The sequence below is a fragment of the Marinobacter mobilis genome (genome assembly GCF_900106945.1).
Taxonomy (GTDB): domain Bacteria; phylum Pseudomonadota; class Gammaproteobacteria; order Pseudomonadales; family Oleiphilaceae; genus Marinobacter; species Marinobacter mobilis.
On sequence record NZ_FNNE01000007.1, the window covers coordinates 12103 to 31476 of the forward strand.

General features: G+C 57.1%; 14 protein-coding genes. 2 read left to right on the top strand and 12 right to left on the bottom strand.

From position 1 onward, the window contains the following. Positions 1–95: 95 nt before the first annotated feature. Entirely contained in the window at positions 96–842 is a 747-nt protein-coding gene (locus BLV11_RS11660) for a ParA family protein (protein WP_091814182.1), read from the top strand. Between the two features lie 39 nt (positions 843–881). On the opposite strand, the gene BLV11_RS11665 is transcribed toward BLV11_RS11660, so the two are convergent. From BLV11_RS11665 to BLV11_RS11715, 11 genes are all read right to left on the bottom strand, one after another. Further along, positions 882–3488 carry a TRAP transporter permease gene (locus BLV11_RS11665; RefSeq protein WP_091814185.1) on the bottom strand — a complete coding sequence of 869 codons (2607 nt, stop codon included), beginning with the start codon at positions 3486–3488 and terminating at the stop codon, positions 882–884. Between the two features lie 261 nt (positions 3489–3749). Continuing rightward, positions 3750–4733 carry a TAXI family TRAP transporter solute-binding subunit gene (locus BLV11_RS11670; protein ID WP_091814851.1) on the bottom strand — a complete coding sequence of 328 codons (984 nt, stop codon included), beginning with the start codon at positions 4731–4733 and terminating at the stop codon, positions 3750–3752. A 183-nt stretch (positions 4734–4916) separates the two neighbouring features. Next, complete coding sequence (locus tag BLV11_RS11675) at positions 4917–7301, bottom strand: efflux RND transporter permease subunit (RefSeq protein ID WP_091814188.1); 2385 nt, start codon at positions 7299–7301, stop codon at positions 4917–4919. A 49-nt stretch (positions 7302–7350) separates the two neighbouring features. Further along, the gene (locus tag BLV11_RS11680) at positions 7351–8442 is read right to left on the bottom strand and encodes a WD40/YVTN/BNR-like repeat-containing protein (RefSeq protein ID WP_091814192.1); all 1092 of its coding nucleotides are present in this window, start codon (positions 8440–8442) and stop codon (positions 7351–7353) included. A 187-nt stretch (positions 8443–8629) separates the two neighbouring features. Next, complete coding sequence (locus BLV11_RS11685) at positions 8630–10018, bottom strand: DUF1329 domain-containing protein (RefSeq protein WP_091814195.1); 1389 nt, start codon at positions 10016–10018, stop codon at positions 8630–8632. 166 nt (positions 10019–10184) lie between these two features. After that, on the bottom strand, positions 10185–12824 hold the full coding sequence (pepN, locus tag BLV11_RS11690) for an aminopeptidase N (protein WP_091814198.1): 2640 nt from the start codon (positions 12822–12824) through the stop codon (positions 10185–10187). A gap of 71 nt (positions 12825–12895) precedes the next feature. Next, complete coding sequence (locus BLV11_RS11695; protein ID WP_091814201.1) at positions 12896–13732, bottom strand: DUF2797 domain-containing protein; 837 nt, start codon at positions 13730–13732, stop codon at positions 12896–12898. A gap of 8 nt (positions 13733–13740) precedes the next feature. Further along, positions 13741–13998 carry a YeaC family protein gene (locus BLV11_RS11700; protein ID WP_091814204.1) on the bottom strand — a complete coding sequence of 86 codons (258 nt, stop codon included), beginning with the start codon at positions 13996–13998 and terminating at the stop codon, positions 13741–13743. Positions 13999–14171: 173 nt separating this feature from the next. Further along, entirely contained in the window at positions 14172–15029 is an 858-nt protein-coding gene (locus BLV11_RS11705) for a rhomboid family intramembrane serine protease (RefSeq protein WP_091814207.1), read from the bottom strand. A gap of 2 nt (positions 15030–15031) precedes the next feature. Next, positions 15032–16033 (bottom strand): metallophosphoesterase, encoded by a 1002-nt coding sequence (locus tag BLV11_RS11710; RefSeq protein WP_245726012.1) that lies wholly within the window; start codon positions 16031–16033, stop codon positions 15032–15034. Between the two features lie 14 nt (positions 16034–16047). Further along, the gene (locus BLV11_RS11715) at positions 16048–16932 is read right to left on the bottom strand and encodes an NAD(+) kinase (RefSeq protein ID WP_091814214.1); all 885 of its coding nucleotides are present in this window, start codon (positions 16930–16932) and stop codon (positions 16048–16050) included. Positions 16933–17097: 165 nt separating this feature from the next. On the opposite strand from BLV11_RS11715, the gene BLV11_RS11720 reads away from it, so the two are divergent. Then, entirely contained in the window at positions 17098–18000 is a 903-nt protein-coding gene (locus tag BLV11_RS11720; RefSeq protein WP_091814217.1) for a DUF1853 family protein, read from the top strand. Here the strand turns inward: BLV11_RS11720 and BLV11_RS11725 are convergent. Then, positions 17997–19265 (bottom strand): DNA repair protein, encoded by a 1269-nt coding sequence (locus BLV11_RS11725; protein ID WP_091814220.1) that lies wholly within the window; start codon positions 19263–19265, stop codon positions 17997–17999. The genes BLV11_RS11720 and BLV11_RS11725 overlap by 4 nt on opposite strands. Between the last annotated feature and the right edge of the window lie 109 nt (positions 19266–19374).

The window sequence follows — 19374 nt, forward strand, 5'->3', positions numbered from 1 at the left end:
AATTTCCCGTCTCACTGTGGAGAATAGACACTCGGTCACAGTCAGCAACTGGCCTCCCCACACGGAACGGGCTGTATATCTACAGAGAAAACGGAATGCGCATTATCGCTTTTCACAACCTCAAAGGTGGGGTTGGCAAAACCGCCGCGGCGGTCAACATCGCCTATCTGGCCAGCTCATCCGGCATACCGACCCTGCTCTGGGACCTTGACCCTCAGGGGGCAGCCAGCTGGTATCTGGGCGAAGACCCGGACATTACCGGGGAGAAAGCGTCACGACTGCTGAAGGGCAAAACCCCGGTAGGCCGACTGATTCACCCGACCCGGTACCCAAAACTTGACCTGATCCCGGCACACCCCAGCTTTCGCAACCTGGACGTGAAGCTGGCTGAGCAGGAAAACAGCAGCACACTGAAATCCTGGCTGGCCCCGCTGTCGGAAGATTACGGTCTGGTGATTCTGGATTGTCCGCCCTCCCTGTCCCACCTGGCGGAACAGGTACTTTCCTGTGCCGATCAGGTCTATGTCCCCACCATTCCCACCTGGCTATCAATTAATAGTTGGCAGCAGTTGAGACAGTTCGCCAAAGACAAGAAGATCCGGGTGGCAAAATTTCACCCGTTCCTATCGATGGTAGACCGCCGCAAAACGCTGCATCGAACCATTCTGGAACAGGGCGACGAGCGACTGAAGGAACGACTTAAGGGCTATATCCCCTACGCCAGTGACGTGGAGAAGATGGGAGAGGCGCGCAAGCCGGTGCCGGTACTCATGCCCCGCTCTGCCGCCTCACACGCCTATCGATTGATGTGGCAGGAAATTCGCAGAATCACCCGCCTGTAGGCACGAGGCAGTCGCCCGCCGGCGACCGCCTCCTATCACTCAGGCAGCGCCTGCTGCCGGTGTCGCGCCCTCCCGGGATCGACGACGAATCTGCCCAAATGCCAGCACGGCAAGCAACAGCAGAGCCGGGATGAACATCAATTCCTTCGGCGGCCGCTCAAGAGCAACCTGGACAGAATCAATGGTCCAGTCAAAGTAGATGCCGGCATCCTCAGCCGCCGTACCGAAGCCAACAAAGTCCACCACCATTCGATCGCCATCCGCACGCAACTCCAGACCCGCCTGCATAAGGCGGTCCTCTGGGGTTGCACCTTCCGGCAACGGCAGTTCCACGAAGGTGGAGACATCATTGCCGTCCAGCGACATGCCGGATGCCTGGAGCACAATGGGCTCGTCGACCGGTACCTGATCCACATACTGCATGATCTCAGTACCCGGCCGGCTTTCAGTGGGCGGATACATCATGTCCCACCAGAACCCCGGCCGGAACAAGGTAAAGGTGATCAGCAGCAGCAGCGCGGTTTCCCAGTGTTTGCTGCGGGTAAACCAGTAACCCTGGGTCGCCGCCGAAAACACCAGCATGGCCGTGACCGCACTGAAGATGGTGACCAGCAGGTCAAACCAGCCCGAGAGTCCGATCAGCAGCAACTGGGTGTTGAAGATGAACATGAACGGCAGAATCGCAGTCCGGATATCGTAGGTAAAACCTTGAATACCGGTACGTATGGGGTCGCCCCCGGATATCGCGGCGGCGGCATACGCCGCCAGCCCAACGGGCGGCGTATCATCCGCCAGTATGCCGAAGTAGAACACAAACAGATGAACGGCGATCAGCGGCACAAGCAATCCATTCTGGGCCCCAAGGGTTACGATGACCGGTGCCATCAGAGTCGACACCACAATGTAGTTGGCGGTCGTCGGCAAGCCCATGCCGAGAATGAGGCTGATCAGTGCTGTAAACACCAGCATCGCCAGCAGATTGCCACCGGAAATAAACTCAACAAACTGGGTCATCACCAGCCCAATGCCGGTCAGCGTCACCGTCCCCACCACAATACCCGCGGTGGCCGTGGCAACGCCGATGCCGACCATGTTGCGCGCACCGGTTACCAGCGAATGGAAGAGATCGCCACAGCCGTCCAGGAGCGCGCCTCCCACAGCCCCATGCTTATGAAACATGGCCTTAAGCGGGCGCTGGGTCACGATGATAAAGATCATGAACAGGGTCGCCCAGAAGGCCGACAACTGAGGTGAAAACCGTTCAACCGTCAGACACCACACTAACACCACAACCGGCAGCAGATAGTACAGGCCGGTCTTGACCGTCGGCCCGACCGGTGGCAGTTCAGCCATGGCCTCGTTCGGGTCATCTTCCTTGAGTTCAGGGAACCGGGTGGCGTACCACACCAGCCCGACATAGGCCAGCAACAGCAGCGGCGCCAGCACCCAAACCGCGTCACTGCCCAGGGCATCCTTGACCCAGCCGATGCCATAGTAGACCGCCAATGTAAGCACACTGAGCCCCAGCAAAAGCACCACCCAGGTGAGCATGCGCTGCGCCAGGGAGGGCCGGTCCAGTCGCTCCACCCCCTGCATATTCATCTTGCAGGCTTCCAGGTGGACGATGTAGATCAGGGCGACGTAGGAAATCAGTGCGGGCAGGATCGCGTGCTTGATGACCTCGATATAGGAAATGCCGACATACTCCACCATCAGAAACGCCGCAGCCCCCATGATGGGCGGCGTCAGCTGGCCATTGGTGGAAGCAGCAACTTCCACTGCGCCTGCCTTGGTGGCAGGAAAGCCGACCCGCTTCATCAGCGGAATCGTAAAGGTACCGGTCGTGACAACATTGGCAATCGACGATCCGGAGATCACCCCGCTCAGGCCGCTGGACACGACGGCAGCCTTAGCCGGCCCCCCGCGCATATGCCCCAACAGAGCATAGGCGACCTGGATGAAATAGTTACCGGCACCCGCACGCTCCAGCAAGGCGCCGAACAGCACAAACAGGAACACAAACCCGGTGGAAACCCCGAGCGCAACCCCAAACACCCCTTCCGTACCCAGCCACTGGTGAGATGCCAGTTTTTCAAGACTGGCTCCCTTGTGGGAGATCACGTCAGGCATGTAGGGCCCTGCGAGGGCATAAACGATGAACACCGTCGCCACAATGGTCAACGGAAGCCCCAGCGCCCGGCGAGTCGCCTCCAACAACAGCACCAGACCGCCAAGCGCCACGATCAGATCCTGGGTAATTGGCGCGCCCGGACGGGTCGCAAGCTGGTCGTAGAACAGATACAAGTACGCAGCGGAGAACGCTGCTGCCAGGGCAAGCACCCAGTCATAAACCGGCACATGATTGACATGCTTGCCGCGAATCATGGGGAATGCCGCAAAAGCGAGAAACGACGCAAAGGCGAGATGAATTGAACGCGCTTCAGTCGAATTAAAAATCCCAAATTCCACTACATAAGGTAGCGGAGACGCTATCCATAGCTGGAACAACGACCAGCACAAAGGGACGACAAAAAGAATGACCGCGGCGGGGCCGGTAGCGGCCCTCCCCCCGGACTCCGTCTGCAGAAATTCCTCTACATCCGCCTGCTCTTTGTTCGTTTTGGCTCTGGGCTCACCATTGGCCATAGTTACATCCTGTTTGAACAAATGAGAGTCTTGGGAGGCTCTGATTAACTCCAGATCACCGTTCACCGCCCCACGGGGCGTGACCGGTGGCTGTATCTACTGCGTTGCGCCTGCTGCCAGGCCAGTATGGCCACTGGCGACAAACCGCGCCTTGCGTCTACAGCCTTCCGTTCGCGCAAAGGCAATTCGGAGCTAATCAGAGGCTCCCTTGATACAACTGCGGGCATACAACTATGCCCGCAGCGTTTAACACGTGGCCGATCAGTCGATCAGGCCCACTTCCTTGTAGTAACGCAGAGCTCCCGGGTGCAGAGGCGCACTCAGGGCGTCCGCGACCATGTCTTCTTTCTCAAGAACACCAAAGGCCGGGTGCAGTCGCTTGAAGCTGTCAAAATTCTCAAAGACAGCTTTGACGATTTCATACACCACATCCTCGTCTACACTGGCTGAGGTGACGAAGGTCGCCGCGACACCAAAGGTGGTCACGTCCTCATCATTGCCACGGTACATGCCACCGGGAATGGTGGCGACCCGGTAGTATGGGTGGTCCGAGACCAGCTGCTGGGTCGCTTCGTTATCCACGCTAACCAGAACGCTGTCACAAGAGGTGGTTGCTTCCTTGATCGCACCCGATGGATGACCAACGGTGTAGAAGAACGCATCGATGTTGCCATCACACAGCGCCTGAGACTGTTCCGCAGCTTTCAGCTCGGCAGCCAGGGAGAACTTGTCGAGCCCCCAGCCCATGGCCTCCATCAACACTTCTGCCGTAGCACGCTGACCAGAGCCCGGGTTACCGACCGATACCCGCTTGCCTTCCAGATCTTCAAAGCTGTTGATGTTCGAGCCTTTGGCGGCCACAACCGTGAATGGCTCAGGGTGCAGTGAGAACACCGCACGAAGGTCTTCATTAGGACCATCTTCGGCAAAACCATTGGTGCCATTAAAGGCATGGTACTGCCAGTCCGACTGAGCGACCGCCAGATCCAGTTCACCCTGACGAATGGCGTTGAGGTTGTAGACCGACCCACCGGTGCTTTCGACCGAGCAACGGATTCCGTGCTCCTTTCGATCCATATTAACCAGGCGGCAGATGGCACCACCAGCCGGGTAATAAACACCCGTCACACCGCCAGTACCAATTGTTACGAACCGCTGTTCCGCAGCTGAGACAGTCGTTGATGCCGCGCCAAGCCCCACTGCGGCTGCTATTGCGAGTGCAGAGAAGTTCTTTCGAAGTGCCATGAGCTCATCCTTTTTCTTCATCGTTATCATTCAATGCCCGCTTCAACCACAGGCAAACTACGGCTACCCCATAAAACATAGACCAGTTCCGGAGGTAAATAAAGTGACCGTTATCACGCTAACCGTTTGAGCACACAATAAAAAAGCCCGTCGAAACGGGCTTTTTCAGTTCTCGGAACAGGACTATTTCGACTGTTGCGCCTTAGCCAACATGCGCTCCGGGCGCAGCAGGAAACGCGCCAGTGCCGGCAACAGCCAGATCGCACCGACCATGTTCCAGAGGAACATGAAGAACAGCAGGAAGCCCATGTCGGCCTGGAACTTGATAGGCGAGAAGATCCAGGTCACGACCCCCAGCCCCAGCGTCACACCGGTAAAGACAACGGCTTTACCGGTAGAACGCAAGGTCTCGTAGTAGGCTTCCTGAAGCGTCTTGCCTTCCAGCAGGAACTTCTCAAGCTTGGTATAGATATAGATACCGTAGTCGACACCGATACCCACACCCAGCGCAATAACCGGCAGGGTAGCAACCTTGATGCCGATACCGGACACCGCCATGATTGCTTCGCAAAGGATCGAGGTCAGCCCCAGAGGCACGACGATACACAGGACGGCACGGATAGAGCGGAACGTCAGCAGACAGAGCAGACTCACCACGCCATACACGAAGACCAGCATCATATCCTTGGCTTTGGAGATAACCTCGTTGGTCGCGGCTTCTACACCCGCATTACCAGCAGCCAGAAGGAAGGTATGCTCTTCATTGTTGGCCTTGGCAGCGTAAGCCTCCACCACATCAACCGCAGTCTGCAGGGTTTCAGCTTTGTGATCTTCCAGGAACACCAGCACCGGAGTGAGGCTACAGTTGGTGTTGATCAGACCTGCTGGGGCCTCACGGATTGACGCGTTGATAATGGTCTGGTTGCGGGAAATCTCGTACCACTTCCAGTTACCCTCATTGAGAGCCTTGGTCACGATCTTGGATACGTCCGCCAGTGAAACAGAGGACTGAACACCCGGCGTGTTCTGCAGCTCCCACTGCAACCCGTCCAATGCCCGCAGCACGTTGTACTGAGTACATTGCTCGGCCGGCGTTTTCACCATAACGACCAATACATCGGCACTGGTGGAGTAGTTGTTGATCAGGTAGGCGTTGTCCTGGTTATAGACAGAATCAGCCCGCAACTCCGGTGCACCCTGATCAAGGTCACCCACTTTCAGTCCCTGCTTGTAGTAGACACCAAGACCAAGACCCAATACCGCAATCAACAGTGAAATAGGCGCCACACTGGGGTGGGAGAAATAGGACATGACCCGCCATTTGCGGTCCTGCTTCTCACCATGATTCTGAACATGGCGGATACCACCCTTGGTGATACCGATGTAGGACATGATCAACGGGTGCAGAACCAGGTTGGTAACGATAACAATCGCAACACCCAGGCCGGCGGCAACCGCCAGATCCTTTATGACGTCGATCTGGATGAACAGCAGGGTCAGGAAGCCAAACGCATCAGAAATCAGCGCCAGCATGCCCGGAATATACAGCGCCCGGAAGGCCAGACGCGCAGCAGTGATCGGATCAAAGCCCTTGGCAGCTTCCAGCGCCATCGCGTTCACCACCTGAACACCGTGACTGATACCAATCGCAAAGACCAGGAACGGAACCAGTACGGAATAGGGATCCAGGCCGTAACCCAGCAGCCTCAGCGCACCGAGCTGCCAGAATACAGCAACAATGGAGGCAAAGACCGGGACCAGGGTTCCGGAGATACAACGGGAATAGCCAAACAGCAGCAGCGTGGTCAGAATGATGGTGATACCGGCAAACCAGGCGATTGAGCCGATACCTTCAATCAGGTCACCCACTTTCTTGGCGAAACCAACAATGTGGATCTCGACGTTGGCATTCTGGGCTTCGTACTTAGCGCGGATCTGCGCCTCAAGCTGACGGGAAAACTGTGCGTAATCCAGCGGTTCACCGGTTTCCGGGTTCTTTTCGTACAACGGGGCATAAACCACCGTCGACCCGAAATTATCGGAGACCAGTCGACCGACTTCATTCGAGCGCAGAATGTTCTGGCGCAGCGATTCCAGGCTGGCCGGAGAGCCATCATAGCCATCGGGAATAACACTACCGCCCTGGAAGCCCTGTTCAGTGACTTCAACCCAGCGGACGTTGGCAGTCCACAGCGACTTCAGGCCCGCACGGTCTACCCCATTCAGGAAGAACACCTCATCGGTGATCTGCTTGAGGGTTTCCATGTATTCCTTGTTAAAGATATCGCCGTCTTTTGCTTCAACAGCAATTCGCACAAAGTTACCCAGATTCTCCAGGTCATCCCGATGGTCAAGCATATTGACAATATAGGGATGCTCCAGCGGAATCATCCGCTCGAAGCTGGCATCCGGCTGGATCTTGATGGCGTTGTAGCCAAGGAAAAGCGTCAGAACCAGGAATGCAAGCAGAATGGCTGCCCGGTTGTTAAAGATCAGCCGCTCCAGGAACGGCTCCGCCTTTGGCGTCGTCAGGTAATGTTCGCCCTTATCGTGCTTCGGGTTGGACATTAAAAAAGCCCCTCTTCAAATCTGTCAGTTTCGCCGCAACAAGGCGTGATTAAAGGTCTTGTCCGCGAGCATCGGTCACGTTTACACCGCGCTCACCCACAATGAGAATGTTGGTATCAGACACCGGCACCACGCTCATGACACCTTCACGGTCATTACGGAAATTTTCCCGAAAACTTTCAGCACCGTTGGTACTCACCAGAATGGCACCGCCATTACCAACAAGGGTAATCCGGCCATCGTCGGCTACAGCGCCACCATTAAGGGTTGCGGTCGCACCGCTGGGCACAATTGTCCAGGACTTACCCAGATCCCGGGACAACAACACGTTGCCACGGAGCCCAAAAGCCAAAATTTCATTGACATTGCCAGTGCCAAGCACGCCAAACAGGGAGCCCGGATAAGGGCTGTCGCGAAGCTCCCAGGTTTCGCCATTATCAACGGAGACAAAGATCTGCCCGGCTTCACCGACGATCACCAGACCACCCCCCGTCACACTGGTGATGGCATTCAGGTGGTATCCACTCGGGTTTTCCAGGCGCCCGGACCAATCCTGCCAGCTATCGCCGCCATCATTGGTACGCAAAATCATGCCGTAGGCACCGATCACAAAACCGTGCTGCTCGTTTTCAAACCAGACATCAAGCAATGGGTTTACCGGCCCGATGTCCAGATCAGAACGCATGTTCTCTATCGAGAAATACAGATCGTCCAGCGCCCACTCCAGATCCCCCTTCTCTTCCTCAGGGGCTTCTGCAATTCGCTCCTCCAGCTCCGCCGCGCGCACTTCCTTACCGGCAATGGCCAGTTCAGCTGCACGAATACCGGTCAACTGCAACGCCCAGCTTGCACCAGCGTCATCAGTCCTGAGCACCACACCACTGTGACCTACCGCCCAACCCGTGTCGGCATCGGCAAAATCGAGAGCGGTCAGCGTAACCGACACGGGAACCTGCCCCTGTGACCAGGACTGCCCCTCATCATCCGAGAAGATGATATGCCCGCGCTCACCAACGGCCACGATGCGTTCACCCGCCTGAGTGGTATCGGTCAGCAATTGGGTGGGCGCCAGGGCTGTCTCCCTGGCCGGAGTTTCAATGATGTCCGGCAGAGCAAACGCTGCCGGGGCAGAACACGCCATGGTCAGTCCAAGGCAGACTGTACCCAGGTTCTTGCACGTCAACCGTGTAGCCATTCAATGTGCCTATTATGTTTATCCAGTGTCTCTGTGGACGGCTTTAACAGCCGCTACTAACTAAAGTAGACCGCCAGTCTCACGACCGCCGGTCTAAATCCTGCTTTCTTTTATATTTCTTACTTTTAATTCCTTAGCGAACACTCCTGCGACGCAGGGATGCTGGCGAGTAATACCGCCGGTTCGGGACTTCATTGGTGAACACCCGGGTGCCTGGTTCTTCCGTATCCAGCCCAAGTACATGGTACCGGCGCGCCTGCAGGTCGTGATAAACGTCCAGCGCAGTCCAGACGCCGGGAAGTTCGTAATAGTTGATTGCCATTCCGAAGGTTACCCGCCACAACTCGCCACGACCGTCGTACTGGTCAACCAGCAGAATATTCCAGCTGTCTTCATCAATGTAAAAACGGCGTTTGCTGTAAATGTGACGTTCACCGTCCTTGAGGTTCGCCTCTACCACATGAACCCGGTGCAGCTCCCAGCGGGTCAGGTCCGGATTGATATGTGCCGGCCCGAGAATGTCGGAGTACGGGACCCCTTCCTCGCTTAACAGGTAGTTGTTGTAGGGCACGTAGATTTCCCTCATGCCCTTGTAGTCCCAGTTGTAGCGATCCAGAGCCCCGTTAAAGATGTCGGTATCGTCGGCCGTGCGCAGGTTGTCAGCGGCGGCAATGGGTGAGTCATACCCCAGGTTGGGTGCGCGTCGAACCCTACGCTGACCTGCGTTATAGCCCCAGCCATTGCGGGGGTTGATGATCTGGTTCAGGGTCTCATGGATCAGGATGGCGCCCCCCGCCAACCGGGGTGGTGACTGGGTGAACGAGAGGTAGTAAAAGATCACATTATCGAGATCCCCTTCATCCCCTTCCGGATTGTAGAAATTGAAAAAAGCTTCCTGCTGGGAGGTGACCAGGGTGTAATCACCGTTGCTCTGCACCGCCACTTCACTGGCTCTGCGGGTCAACGAGACGCCCCGCCAGCGGGTCAGGTGGTTCCACATCGCCTGCCAGGCTTTTTCTTCACTGGAACCACTCAGGATCGGGAATGGGTAACCGCCGTAGGCGCCGTCCAGTCCCGCGCCGGCGCCTACGATCTCAGCATTGACGGCATTCTTGCGGGTATTTTCCGCCACCCAGTCAGGTACAGCGTGGGTGCGCCGGGAGAGGTAAACCGGGACCCGGAACGAGCTCGGATAGGCTTCCAGCAGAGCCTCCACCCCGTCGGTGAGGTGATCCTGATACTGCGCCATGTTACTGGAACTGATGGTAAACAGTGGCTGGTCATCCGGGAACGGATTGATATGGTGCTGACCGCTACCCTCGTAGCCCTCGGGAGCGGTGGTCAAGCCACCGGTCCAGGCCGGAATGGTACCAGCGGCATTACCCTGCTTGATCGACCCGAACGGTGTCAGGTCGTTGCCAAGACGAGCGGCTTCACTTGCGGATACTGCACCCAAAGCAGGAGACGCTGCAATCGACAGCGCGAGCAGCCCCCCCAAAAGCATTTTTTTATTATTTAGCATGGTATTAACCTTGGTGAGTCTGAAAGCCTTTACGGCGTATTGTTTTAGTAAAAGGTCAATTCGGTCCTCTAAGTGAAAAGCAGGTTAGACGAATAGCCTATCAAGGTCATCGTCCAAAAGTGCGATTTTTGTTGATGAAATGTCACCACTCGCTTCCGCGACGGCCCTACTCTTTCAGACTTTTGTGAACGATTTCAAAGACATCTTTCGATAAGCCTTCTTTATCCCGTACCGACGCCAACGCCTGTTTCATTTTTCCACCATAGGGCTCGGCAAATTTTCGCCAACGGGTCAGCGGTGATACCAGGCGCGCAGCAATCTGCGGGTTACTGTCATCGAGCCTGCATACCTGCTCGGCAAGGAAAATATACCCGGAACCATCGGCCTGATGGAACTGGGCCAGGTTCTGACCTGCAAACACTCCGATCACCGAACGTACCTTGTTAGGGTTCTTCCAATCAAATGCAGGATGCGCCAAAAGCTCGCGTATATGGTTCAGGGTACCGGCCTGCAGGCTCGCTGCCTGTACTGAAAACCACTGTTCAACCACCTGGGGATCATCCTGCCAGCACTGGTAAAAGTCGTTCAGCGCCGCTTCCCGCTCCGTCACAAAGCAGGAATTTACCAGCGCCCGCAACGCGCCCATCCGATCTGTCATGTTGCCCGCATCCTGAAACTGGGTCTGGGCCAGGCCACAGGCCTCCCGGTCTCCAATGTGCAACAGCCAGGACAACGCTGTATTGCGAAGGCTGCGGGCCGCGATGGCCTCAGGCGTCAGCTGGTAAGAGCCATCATCTCCGTTGCGGCGATAGCACTCAAGGAGCTCCCCTCGCAGTGCCTGCGCCAAACAGTCCAGTACCCGGGTTCGAGCCCCGTGGATGGCCTGAGCATCGGCGCTATCGGCCAGTTCCACCAGATAGGCTTCCGATGGAAGCTGGAGCATCTTGGCGACCAGTGCCTGATCCAGGGATGGATCGCTCAGCAGCGATCGGTAAGCCTCGACCAGTCGCTCATCCACACCCTCCTCATCGCCGCGGATCAACGCCTGAATAACATCCACCGCTAACCGCTGACCGGCGTCCCAGCGATTGAAACCATCACCGTCGTGGTTCATCAGGAAAATAAGCTGTTCACGGGTCCAGGGATAATCTACCCGGACCGGAGCAGAGAATCCGCGCACCAAGGACGGAACCGGCCGCTCGGAAAGACCATGAAACTCAAACTCGTGACGGGCCGCGGTTAACTCCAGCACCCGCTCAGAAGGCGCATCGTTTTCATCGGCAAACAACCGCAGCGGCAGATCCGTTCCATCTGCCCCCAGAAGCCCGAGCGCAAAGGGAATATGCTGGGGGTTCTTGCTGGTCTGGCCCGGTGAATCCGGGATTGCCTGCTCAATGGTCAGGCGGTAAATGCCCGCTTCGGAATCAAAATCGTCGCGAACGGTCAAAAGCGGCGTGCCCGCCTGCTCGTACCACAAACGGAACTGCCCAAGATCACGACCGCTGGCATCTTCCATGGCTTTGACGAAGTCATCGGTGGTGACCGCCTGGCCATCATGGCGTTCAAAATACAGATCACTACCCTTGCGGAACAGCTCGGGCCCCAGCAAGGTATGAATCATGCGGACGACTTCCGCCCCCTTCTCATAGATCGTCAGGGTATAGAAGTTGGAGATCTCCATATAGGAGGATGGCCGCACCGGGTGCGACATAGGGCCCGCGTCTTCAGCAAACTGGGCCGTGCGCATCAGGGTCGCGTCCTCAATTCGTTTCACCGTGGGCGAGCCCATGTCGGCGGAAAAGCCGGCATCGCGGAACACGGTAAACCCTTCCTTAAGACTGAGCTGGAACCAATCCCTGCAAGTGACCCGGTTTCCGGACCAGTTGTGGAAATACTCGTGAGCAACAATCGCTTCGATACGCTGAAAGGCCGTGTCGGCTGCAGTCTCGGGACTGGCCAGAACGCAGGACGAATTGAAGATATTGAGCCCTTTGTTCTCCATTGCCCCCATATTGAAATCATCCACGGCCACGATCATGAAAATGTCGAGATCGTATTCCCGGCCATAGACCTCCTCATCCCAACGCATGGACCGCTTGAGAGAATCCATGGCATGGTCGCATTTGGCCGCATTGCGGGCCTCAACATAGATCCGCAGATCAATGTCGCGGCCGGAGCAGGTGGTAAACGTATCCTGCTTCAGCACCAGATCCCCCGCGACCAGGGCAAACAGATAACAGGGTTTCGGGAACGGGTCTTCCCAAGTGACAAAATGACGGCCGTCCGCCAGCTCGCCGCGATCGACATCATTCCCGTTCGACAGCAGCACCGGGTACTTTTCCCGGTCAGCTTCGACGCGGGTGCGGAAACGGGCCATCACATCCGGGCGATCCGGAAAAAAGGTAATGCAGCGAAACCCTTCGGCTTCACACTGGGTACAGAACATCCCCGATGATTTGTACAGACCTTCGAGACGGGTATTGTTCTGGGGCTCGATCCAGGTCACCACGTTCAACCCGAACTTATCCGGTACGGCCTGAACCACCAGTTTATCGCCCTGATCCTGATACCGGTCTGCGCCCAGCTCGATGCCATCCAGGCTCACCGACTCCAGCTTGAGACTGTCACCATCCAGCTCCAGATGCTCTGCCACCCCCGGGTACTCGGGGTTGCGACGCACGGTCAGGGTACTATGGACCCGCGCCCCATTCTCAAACAACTCAAACCTGAGATCCACGTGATCGACCAGAAAGGCCGGCACGCGATATTCGCTCAGGTAAATGGTTCGAGGCTGACTTGTTCGCATGATTCTCTCCAGCAGGCGGGGCGGTGCGGCGCCACGGAAACATTTGGAATGACAGTAAGACAATCCCGGCGTCAGGCGGTGACCTGGAACCGGACTTCATAGGCGGTGTACTTGCGGATGTTGATCACACCCGTGTCCAGAATGAGGTACTGACCCTTGATCCCCTGCAGGACACCAGACACCGACGGTGTCTTGTCCAGATTATGGGTTTTGATCTTGTCCGGCCATACCTGAACGGGATAACTGAGACTCAGGCCCGGCTCATCCACGGCCCGCAGGGCATCTTCGCCATGAACCTCGCGCAGGGCTGCCAGCTCGGGCTGGATTTTTTCCAGCATCGCCGCACGCTCGGCAACAAGATCCAGCTCCGGGGTCTCACCTTTGAGCATGGCCCGCCAGTTGGTGCGATCGGCAACGTACTGCTTGCAGGCCACTTCGGCCAGACCGGCCAGTTGACGGGTGGCTACCCGCAGCATGGGAATCGCGGCCACCGCTCCCTGGTCAATCCAGCGGGTGGGTACCTGGGAGGCCCGGGTAATACCCACCTTGAGGCCCGAGGAATTGGCCAGATACACCACATGCTCGGTCATACAGTGGGTCTCACCCCACTTCGGATCCCGGCAGGTACCTTCGTTGTAATGGCATTTTTCAGGGCTGACGATACAGCTGTCACACTCCGCCAGCTTGCGAAAACACGGATAGCAGTAGCCCTGACTAAAACTCTTCTTGGTCATGCGGTCGCAATGGATACAGCGGATCACACCATCGAAATCAATCTGGACCGGATGCCCGATGAGGTCATTCAGGGGCAGCCGGGTATCCCCGACCTTGATGGTGTACGCCACCGGGTCTGCGGCTTCTACCGGCATCTTCCGGAGCCGTCCGGTTACATCAATAACTGCGCTCAAAGCCTACCTCAGCTCAGAATACGAATTGGGGACGCGTCATCGTCCGGGCCACAGCTGCTACCGTCGCTTTTGGTCCGGTCGATGTAGCCCACGCGCTGCTCTTCCGGTACATGCTGACTCTCGTAATACAACACCGCCTCCATGCACAGCTCCCGCTGTTCGTCGGTAAGCACCCGACCATCCGGCCACTTGCCCAACTCCACCGCCTGACGCAGGCTCTGGTAGACCGTGGGATCCATACGCTCAATCAATTCCTGGTATGTCATCACATCTTTCCGAATATATTTCGCAAAAAGAAATCATTTAAGGGTTGACCCAATTAAATGATAACGATTATCATTACTAAACCAAATGACAAAGGTCGTTCATTTGGTCTCTCTCATCAGGAGCTTACAAGCTCTTTTATGCCCCACCTTCGGTGGGGCTTTTTTATTCCCGTTCAGTGTCTTACCCTGCGCGGCGGCCATAGCGCCATCGCCAGCCCGGCAACAAACCCGCCAAGATGCGCTTCATTCGCCATCCTGCCAATCCCCAGCCACTCCGGCAATGGGGTAAAACCGATCACCATCCAAACCACCGCAAAAACCACCAGCGCGGGCGGAAACTGAAATCGTGGCATCCGCTGCTGGCCGAGCCAGCAATAGCCGAGTACACCATAAACCACACCCGACAGACCACCAAACAGAGGTCCTGATACGGCATACTGCAGGCCATTGGAGAGCAGGCTGGTGACCAGAAACAGCACGACCATGCGCGCCCGACCATCAAACCACTCAATCTGGCTGCCCAGGAACCACAACATCACCGAATTGAAAATGAGATGCGACCAACTGAAATGCAGAAAATCCGGCGAAATCAGCCGCCACACCTGACCGGATGCCAGACTCTCTGACAATGCTGCCATACGTTCCGTCAGGGTCCCCCATTCGTAGTAGCGGGGATCAATAAACGTCAGGTTCGCCGACATCATGCTGGTACCCAGCCCGGTAATCCACGCAACCAACACCGCGATAACAATGAACGACAACACCAGGGGTGCATGCCTCGGTGACGGCTGCCAGCGCCCCCCACGATAGACCGGCGAGCTGTTGGCCTTATGGACGCCGGTACGAAAATCCGGCGATTCCATAAACTGATTCAGGGCTGCCAGCACCGCGTCGGTGAAGTCGGGGTTCTCCAGCCACAGAACCTGAAAGTTGCCTTCGGCCGTGATCCGGTGATTAACCCCCTGCTCTCGCAGCCAGCGGCTGAACTCAGCGAGATTGATATCGGTTTCAAGCTGTTTGATCCGGTACAAGGTTACCTCGCGACACTGTCTTCGGAATACGGGTCACCGCCCTGCTCGGGCCGATCGACGTCCACATAAACAAACTTGTCCCGCGACAGTTCACGTTCATCGTCCATGCGATAGGCCACCAGCTTGCCGTACTTGACGGCACTGTAGTCGATGCAGGCCACATTCGGGGCGATCGGCTCCGGGCTGCCATCCATCCAGTAGTGGCCAACAAATACCGGCAGCTCGCTGGCAGGGTAACTGAGTAGCTGGGCATGCTCCTCCGCCGTCAGTTCCCGGCTGGCAACCTCCGGTGGCAGCGGGTCGGGCTGGAACACCACATCCTGATAGGTTCTCGGGTGGTCCGCCCAGAACTTGGTGCGGAAAAACTGGCGCACGTAACCATCCTTGCCGGTAATCGCCATGCCTCCCGGTAACTTGAGGTCGGTGCCTCGCAGCAAGGTATCCATCACCTGACCTGCAAAGGATTCCAGCGCCGAGGACGCGTACAGAAACTCTTCATCGATGCAGGCGCCACCCTGGGTTTCCTTGAACTTCTGGATCAGGGCGGTGTCCCAGCAGGCGTGAACCACGCGGAAGTGCTCCTCCTCGATAAACAGAGGCACGGTATAGAACCACTCCAGAAACTCGTTCCACTCGTGGGGGTAATGCTCGAACTGATCCAGGGTTTCACGAATCAGTCGGTCATGGCGGGGGTTGTGATCCCGCAACCATTTGCGGCCGCTTCCGGCCGGTGCGCGGGTGCAATAGCCCAGGGCATTGTATTCGTGATTACCCATGACCATGCGTGCCGAACCCCGCTCCACCATGTCCCGGACCAGGTGAAGGGCTTCGCGGATACGCGGCCCACGGTCGACAATGTCGCCAATAAAGATGGCCTGTCGGCGAGGGTGTTCATACACCCCGCTGATCTTGCGATACCCCATCTGCTCCAGCAGGCGAACCAGGGTATGCGCACAGCCGTGAACGTCTCCGATAATGTCATAACCGCGGCTCGCGGACTTCATTGATACCGCCATAATCAACTCGCTGCTATCTCGCTCGCCCAGCCCAGTTTGTCGCGGCAGGTGGCATAGAAATTGTGATCTTCCGGATGAATCAGACGGATCTTGAATGGCTTCTTGGTGATCCGGATGATGTCACCCGGCGCACAGGCAATGTTCATCTGACCATCAAAACTGATCTGCGGGTAAGCTTCGTTGGTTTCACCGATCACCAGCTTGATCTCGCTTTTGCCATCCACCACGATCGGGCGGCTGCTCAGGGTGTGGGGGAACATTGGCACCAGCACAATGGCATCCAGTTTCGGATGCATGATCGGCCCGCCTGCGGACAGGGAGTACGCCGTCGAACCCGTGGGAGTCGACACAATCAGACCATCCGACCGCTGGCTATAGACAAAGTGGCCGTCGATAAACAGATCAAAACCAATCATCCGGGTCGATTTGCCCGGGTGCAAAACCACATCGTTCAACGCTGCGCCAAATCCCAGGGCCTGGCCATTGCGCTCCACACTGGCATCCAGCAAGAAGCGTTTTTCTTCAATGAACTCCCCCGCCAGCACTTTTGCCAGGCGCTCCTCAAGATCCACCGGCGAAATATCCGTCAGAAAGCCCAGCCTCCCCCGGTTCACACCCAGCAACGGAACGTTGGATTTGGCCAGTTCGCGAGCGGCACCAAGCAGGCTGCCATCACCACCAACCACAATCACCAGATCACAGATTTCTCCCAGCAGTTTCTTGCTGGCCACCTGCAATCCGTGGCCAGGCAACATACTGGCGGTGTCATCTTCAATGATGACGTGATAGTTCTCACGGATCAGGTATTGCTTTAGCTGGCGAAGCGTTTCCACCACCTTGACGCTACCCAGCCGCCCAATCACACCAATATTCCTGAATTGATCCATTTAGAGTCCTAGAGAGTTCTGTTCAGTCCTGTAAAGAGGTCCGTAACCGGCATTCAGTTATAGCCGCCACCCTGTTCAGCGACCGTTGTTAATGTCATCTTAACGAATATCGGCAAATTACTGAAAATACCTTACCCCGACTTCGACAGATTTTCCGGTCCAAACATGATGACACCCGATAACAATGCCTGGAATACGCCTGCGGTCCGGCACCTGGCATGGCTCTGCGGGGCCCCTTCGCTGATTTGCAACGAGCTGACCCGGTCACTGCCTGACCACCTTCCAGAGAATACCTTCAGGCGACTGCGGGCGCTTGACCTGCAGCCCGAGCCCCTGCTGGATGCCCTGTCCCGGAGCCAGAGCTACCGGCTGGGGCACTATTTTGAGGAGCTCTACCACTTCCTTCTCACCTGGCTACTGGAGTGGCCGGTCCTCGCCCGCAATGCCGCCATTCGCTCGGATCAGGGTAGCACGCTGGGCGAACTGGACTTCGTTGTCCAGAACCCGGTAACCAATCAGTTCGAACACCATGAGATCGCGGTCAAGTTCTACCTCGGCGTACCCGAGCATCAGGGCACACGCTGGTTTGGCCCGAACCCGAACGACCGGCTCGATCTGAAAACGGACCGAATGCTGTCACATCAACTGACCATGAGCCAACGCCCGGAAACCCGGCGGGTACTGGCTGCATGCGGCGTTAGCGAAACAATCCACCCGGTTCTGTTCATGCCCGGCTACCTGTTTCACCCCATCGCCCCAGCGCTACCCGAGCCTCCGCTGGCAGACTGGATCAACCCCCGCCATGAACGCGGCGGCTGGCTATATCACTCGCAACTGGATCTGTTCGACACGCGACACTGGACGCCGCTTCAGAAGCCTCACTGGCTGGGAAATTTCCGGCAAGCGATGGCGACACCTGGCGAACTGACGGAACAATCCCTGAGCCAGGTTGCCCTGAGCGGGCGCCCGGCACTGTTTGCCAAAATGGGAAAGTGCCCCCAGGGAAACGGCCTGAGGGAAGTCGAGCGCTGGTTTGTCGTACCTGACCACTGGCCCGGGCGCGCTTAAGCGCCCTGGTGCTCGTCGCAGCGGTCATCAATGCCCGGCCGGAAGTCCGCAGGCTGGCTGACCCGCATCACCGGATGCTCGCATGGTTTACCATCAGCATTCTGATGGCGACACATCGGGTTTTCGTAATGATCCAGCCAATCGCGATAGGCCGGTTCATTCAGCCCACATTTATCAGCCGCGTACGCCGTGGGATTCTGGAAGTAGGTTTCGATGTCATCAAATGGCAGGGTCAGGTGGCCAATGCCGGCGTGATAGGCCACCAGGAACACCGACTGCTCCTGCAACTGCTTCATCACGGTGTTCTCGGGAGGCTCACGGTGACGCAGTTCATGCAGCTCCTGCTCCAGCAGAACGATCTTCTCGTCCCGCATCTCCAGCTCGCGCTGCTTGCGCTCCAGCTGTTCATTCAGCAGCACCGCCTCAGCACCGCTCGTCGGGCTGGCCTCCCGGGCCTCTTCGACACTCTGGCTGACCTGCTCCTGCATGACCAGGTACTGCTCATTGCGCTGCGCCAGACGCTGCTTGAGCTGCTCGTTGGCTAGCCGTATCCGCTCAAATTTCTGTTCGAGCTCCGCCAATTCCGTACGCATGGCCTGCATCTCGAGACGGTGCTCGCGGCGGCTATCGGCCAAAGCATCACGATGGACACTTTGCAGGGTCTTGATCCGAAGCCGATGCTCACGGAGCTGGCTGGCAATGCGGTTGCGCTCGGCCTTCAGTTCCTGCTCGGCTTGAGATTTGCCAGCGATTTCCGGTGCCACAGCTTGCCCAAGCACAGGGATATCATCATCACTGATCTCGGGGACCGGCTCCCGCTTCTGGAACTTCAGGGAGTTCGATTCGATTGCCTTGCGGATGACCTGGAAGGTGTTGTTGCCCGGTGCCATGTCAGGATCCCAGAGCTCATCCTTGATGCCGGCCACCGGGCACTGGCTCTTACAGACCAGACGAATGGGGCCATCCCCCAGATTCGGGCCTTTGCCGCCCGATACCGAGAGTTCTTCAATGGGGATGTTCCAGCTGCTGTCGGCACGTCCTTCGTCATCGAAATAGATGCAAAAAAACACCATACCAAGGATATGAAGCTCATCGCTCAGGCTGACATAGACCGCCTTGACGTCGGTCTCTTTCAGGTCCGAGAGGCCCACATAGCCATCCAGGAACGCCCCGAATTCCGAAGCTCGCATCTGACGGGCGATTTTTTTACCGTCCATGAAGAATACCGCCGCGTATCCCTCACTCGCCTGACCGGCAGACCCCATTCTTGACTCCTGCTGAATAAGCACCCCGGACTTCTGCCGGCGCGGTGCCACCTGATTTGATCGGACTGACGGGTATTGGTTGCAGCCCCTTGCAGCGATGCTCTTCCAA